4 protein-coding genes are annotated in these 4875 nt (G+C 78.7%); all 4 read left to right on the top strand.

The window, feature by feature from the left end; genetic code table 11:
* Positions 1 to 1797 (top strand): PAS domain S-box protein (locus tag WAA21_RS17800; RefSeq protein WP_336924196.1); only part of this gene is annotated, 1797 nt, incomplete at its 5' end.
* Between the two features lie 55 nt (positions 1798 to 1852).
* The gene (locus WAA21_RS17795; protein ID WP_336924194.1) at positions 1853 to 3616 is read left to right on the top strand and encodes a DUF885 domain-containing protein; all 1764 of its coding nucleotides are present in this window, start codon (positions 1853 to 1855) and stop codon (positions 3614 to 3616) included.
* Between the two features lie 115 nt (positions 3617 to 3731).
* The gene (locus WAA21_RS17790) at positions 3732 to 4082 is read left to right on the top strand and encodes a YkvA family protein (RefSeq protein ID WP_336924193.1); all 351 of its coding nucleotides are present in this window, start codon (positions 3732 to 3734) and stop codon (positions 4080 to 4082) included.
* 111 nt (positions 4083 to 4193) lie between these two features.
* Positions 4194 to 4875 (top strand): DUF4192 family protein (locus WAA21_RS17785; protein WP_336924192.1); only part of this gene is annotated, 682 nt, incomplete at its 3' end.

The following is a 4875-nucleotide window of genomic DNA, read 5'->3' as shown; positions in this document are numbered from 1 at the left end:
CACGGCGCGGCGCCCGCGGCGCCCGCGGCGGGCGCGGGGCCGGTGCGGTGGGTCCGCGTCGACGCCGCCCTCGTCGACGGCGCGGGCGGCCGGGTCGGCGTCGCCGCGCTGGTCGTCGACGTCACCGCCGACGTGCACGCCAGGGTCGCCGTGGCCGTGGAGACGCTGCGCACCCGCCGCCTGCTCGCGCCGGAGCGGGACCTCGTCCTGCGCGTGTCCCGGTGGGGCAAGGTCGTCGGGGCGGGCGAGGCGTGCGAGGACGTCCTCGGTCGCCCGGTCGACGACGTCGTCGGCTGCTCCGTCGTGGAGTTCGTGAGCCCCGCGGACCGTCCCGGGGTCAAGGCCCGCTTCGACGGGCTCGCCTTCGGGGAGGAGGCCGTGCTGCGGGTGCGGGTGCGCCGTCGCGGCGGCGAGCGCCGCTGGACCCGCCTCGGCATGCGCTGGGTGGACCAGGACCTGTCCGAGGCGCACGTCGTCCTCGCCGACGAGCACGACGCCGTCGTCGCCTCCAGCGAGGCCGACGAGCTGCGCGAGCACCTCAGCACCGTCTGCCTCACCTCGCACGAGACCGTCGGGCTGCACGGCGCCGACGGCACCTTCACGTGGGTGAGCGACCGCGCGGCGCACGACCTCGGCTGGGAGCCGGAGGACCTGCTCGGCCGGCCCCTGCACGCCCTCGTGCACCCCGACGACGTCGCCCGCGTGGACCGGGCGCACTCCTCGGCGGCGGCGGGGGAGCGGGTGACCGTCCGGTACCGCTTCCGCGGCGCCGACGACGAGCACCGCCTCGTGGAGACGGCCCTCACCGGCCGGCTCGACGCGACGACCGGCCGCGTGGTGGAGCTGCGGTCAGCGACCCGCCCGGCCGCGGAGCTCGTCGAGGCCGAGCGTCGTCTCGACGTCGCCGAGGAGCTGTTCCGCCGGGCGGTCGAGCAGTCGCCTGTCGGCACGGCCGTGCTCGGACCCGACGGCTCGTGGCGCAAGGTCAACGACTCCCTCGCCCGGGTGCTCGGCCAGGCGCGCGGGGCGCTGCTGCGCCGGCGGCACGACGAGCTGCTCACCGGGGCCGGGCGCGAGGAGGTCCTCACCGCGCTGCGCGAGGTGGCCCGGGGCGAGCGGGACACCTGGCAGGGCGGTGCGGCGTACACCGGCGGTGACGGCGCGCCGGTGCCCGTGCGGCTCACCGTGTCGGCGGTCCGCACCGCCGAGCAGGAGCTCGTCAGCCTGCTGCTGCACGTCGCGGGGGAGGGCGACGCGCCGGACGCCCGCGAGTCCGGCCGCGGGTCGGGTGTCGACGACCTCACCGGGCTGCGGCAGCCCGAGGTGGCGGTGGACCGCCTCGTCAACGCCCTCGAGCGCTCGACGCGCTCCGGCCGCTCGGTCGGGGTGCTGTGGCTGGCGCTGGACGGCCTCGACGACCTCGTCGCCGCGCACGGCCAGGCGGCGGGCGACTCGGTGCTCGTGGAGGTCTCGGCCCGGCTGCGCCGGACGCTGCGCCTCGGCGACACCCTCTCCCGCGTGGGCCAGGACGCCTTCCTCGCCGTGTGCGAGGACGTCCACGAGCTGGAGATCTCGCGGGTCGCGGCCCGCGCGACCGCCTCGGTGGACGTGCAGGCCCCCGGGACGGCGCGCGGGCGCGTCACCGCGAGCGTGGGCGCCGCGGCGCGCCCGTGCGCGGGCAGCGAGGACCCGGGCCAGGTCGCGGAGGAGCTGCTGGCCTCGGCCGACGCGGCCGCCCGGCAGGTGCGGCTGCGCGGCGGGGCGGGTTGGCACCACGTCCGCCACACCTTCGTGTAGCCGGCCTGCGCCCGGGGCGCGCGGTCGCCCGGCGCCCGTGCTTGCATGGCCGACCGTGACCAGCGACCGCGACCCCGACCCCACCCGCCCGGCCCGTCCGGGTGAGCGCCCCGTGCGCGACCTGGCCGACCGCTACGTCGCCGACCTCAGCGTGCTGGACCCCGGGCTCGCCACCCAGCTGGGCACCGACCCGCTCGCCGACGGCCTCGCGGACCTGTCGCCGGAGGGCGCCGACGCCCGGCACGCCCTCGTCGCGCGCACGCTCGACCGGCTGTCGGCGCTGACCGGGCAGGGCACCGCGGACCCGCTGGAGGCGCGCTGCGCCGCGCTGCTGCGCGACCGCCTCGAGGTGGCGGCGGCCGAGCACCGGGCGGGGGAGCACCTGCGCGAGGTCGGGGTCCTCTTCAGCCCGGTGCAGCGCGTCCGGAGCACCCTGCTCGCCATGCCGACGGGCAGCGAGGAGGCGGTCGAGGCGGCCGTCCGGCGCACGGCCCGCGTGCGGGACGCGTACGGCGCGTACGCCCGGAGCCTGGAGGCCGGCCTCGCGGCCGGGCTGCCCGCCGGTCCCGCGCAGGTCCGGGACGTCGTCGACCAGCTGACGAGCTGGGCGGCCGCCGCCGACGGCCGCGGCTGGTTCGCCGACCACCTCGACGAGCTCCTCGACGGCCTCCCGGGCGGTGCCTCGCCGGCCCTGCGCGCCGAGGCCGAGCAGGCCGCGGGCGAGGCCCTGGCCGGGGTGCTCGAGCTGCGCCGCCACCTCGCGGAGCGGTACCTGCCCGCGGTCGCCGACGCGCCGGACCCCGTCGGGCGCGAGCGCTACGTGCTGGGGGCCCGGCGCTGGACCGGCGCCGACCTCGACCCCGAGGAGGCGTACGCGTGGGGCTGGCGGGAGCTCGCCGCCGTCCACGCCCGCATGGTGCAGGAGGCCGAGCGGGTCCTGCGCGGCGCGAGCCCCGCCGAGGCCATGGCCCACCTCGACGAGCACGGACCGGCCGTCGTCGGCGTCGACGCGGTCCGCGAGCACCTGCAGGGCCTCATGGACGGGGCCGTGGCGGCCCTCGACGGCACGTGGTTCGACATCGACGGCCCGGTGCGGCGCGTCGAGGCGCGCATCGCGCCGCCCGGGTCCGCGGCGGCGCCGTACTACACGCGCCCGAGCCTCGACTTCTCCCGGCCCGGCCGGACGTGGCTGCCGACGCTCGGGCGGGAGCGCTTCCCGCTGTGGGACGTCGTGTCGACCTGGTACCACGAGGGCGTGCCGGGCCACCACATGCAGCTGGCGCACTGGACGGCCCGCGCCGGGGACCTCACGACCTTCCAGCTGAGCGTGGGCTCGGTGTCCGCCGCCACGGAGGGGTGGGCGCTGTACGCCGAGACGCTCATGGACGAGCTCGGGTACCTGCGCGACGCCGGCGAGCGGATGGGCTACCTGAACGCGCAGGCGCTGCGGGCGGTGCGCGTCGTCATCGACATCGGCATGCACCTCGGTCTGCGGGTCCCCGCCGACCAGCACGGGCTCCCCGTCGTCGCGGCGGGCGAGGTCCTCACCCCGCAGGTCGCCGCGACGCTGCTCGCCGAGCGCACGCGGCTGCCGGAGGAGTTCCGGCGCTCGGAGATCGTGCGCTACCTCGGCATGCCGGGGCAGGCGATCAGCTACAAGCTCGGTGAGCGGGCGTGGCTGGCCGGGCGCGCCGCGGCGCGGGAGCGGGCCCGGGCCGACGGCCGGGAGCTGGACCTGCGGACCTGGCACATGGCCGCGCTCGACCTCGGTCCGCTCGGCCTCGACGACCTCGAGCGGGAGCTCGCCGCGCTCGGCTGAGCCCCGTCGGCCCGTCGGCACGGCGGCCCGGCGGCAGCGGCCCGGCAGCCCGGGCGCGACAGGCGTACCGTGGTGCCCCGGGCCCGACGCGCGTGCGGTCCCACGGGAGGCCGAGGTGCGAGCAGGACGAGCAGCCGCGCTGGCGGTGCTGTGGCGGGCGTTCCGCGGCGAGGGCCGCTACGGGCTCGGCGAGCGGCTCAAGGCGTTGCCGCGCCTCGTCGCCGGGCTGCTCCGCGGCCGCTACGCGGACGCCGACGGCCGCCGGCTGCTCGGGGTGGTCCTCGGGCTGGTGTACGTGGTCTCGCCGGTGGACCTGCTGCCCGAGGCGCTGCTCGGCGTCCTCGGGCTCGCCGACGACGCGTTCGTGGCCGCGTGGGTCGCGGGCGCCGTCATCGGTGAGCTCGACCGCTTCATCGACTGGGAGAAGGCGCGCGACCGGGTCGTCCCCGGGTACGTCCACCGCTGACCGACCGATGCGACGGGCCGCCGTCGGGTCCCGTCCTCCACAGCCCGCGGTGACCGTCCACAGCCCTCGGCGCACCTCCCACCGCGTGGCCGCAGGGCGCAGGGTCGGGGCATGGACGATCCCGCCCCCACCACGTCCCTCGACGGCCTTCGCGTGTCGGTGCGCGACCCGGGCGGTCTCGTGGCCGCCGTGCCCTACCTCGTCGGGCACCGACCGGCCCGCTCCCTCGTCGTCGTCGGGCTGACCGGCGGCGCCGTCCGCTTCGCCGCCCGCGTGGACCACCGCCCCGGTGAGCCCGTCGAGCGGACCCGCGCGACGTGGCGGCACCTGCGCGAGGTCCTGCACCGCAACGGCTGCTCCCTCACCCTCGTCGCGGTCTACGGCGAGCACGAACCGGACGCGCTGCCCGGCGGCTACGCCGGGTCGTTGCTCGCCACCGTCCTGGCTGAGGGCCCGCCGGCCGGCAGCGGACGAGCGGGCGCCGACGCGGGCGTCGCGGCCCCGCTGGCTGACGACGGGGCGGACGTCCTCGACGTCGTCGTCGTCGGCCCGACGCGCTTCCGCTCGCTGCTGTGCGACGACACCGGCTGCTGCCCGGTCGCAGGTCGGCCGACGGCGCCGCTGGAGCACCATCCGGTCGCGGCGGCGTTCGTCCTCCAGGGGCGGGTGCCCGCCGCGGACCGGGACTCCGTGGAGCCCGTGCCCGCACCCGCCCCGCCCGCCGCCCGGGCCGCGGCGCAGCGCGCCGGCCGCGCCGAGGCCATCGCGGCCCGGCGCTCGGGCGCGACGGCCC

The sequence above is a fragment of the Aquipuribacter sp. SD81 genome, assembly GCF_037153975.1.
Taxonomy (GTDB): domain Bacteria; phylum Actinomycetota; class Actinomycetes; order Actinomycetales; family JBBAYJ01; genus Aquipuribacter.
Note: the sequence above shows the minus strand (reverse complement) of the source record. Positions and strands in the feature narration are given on the sequence as shown.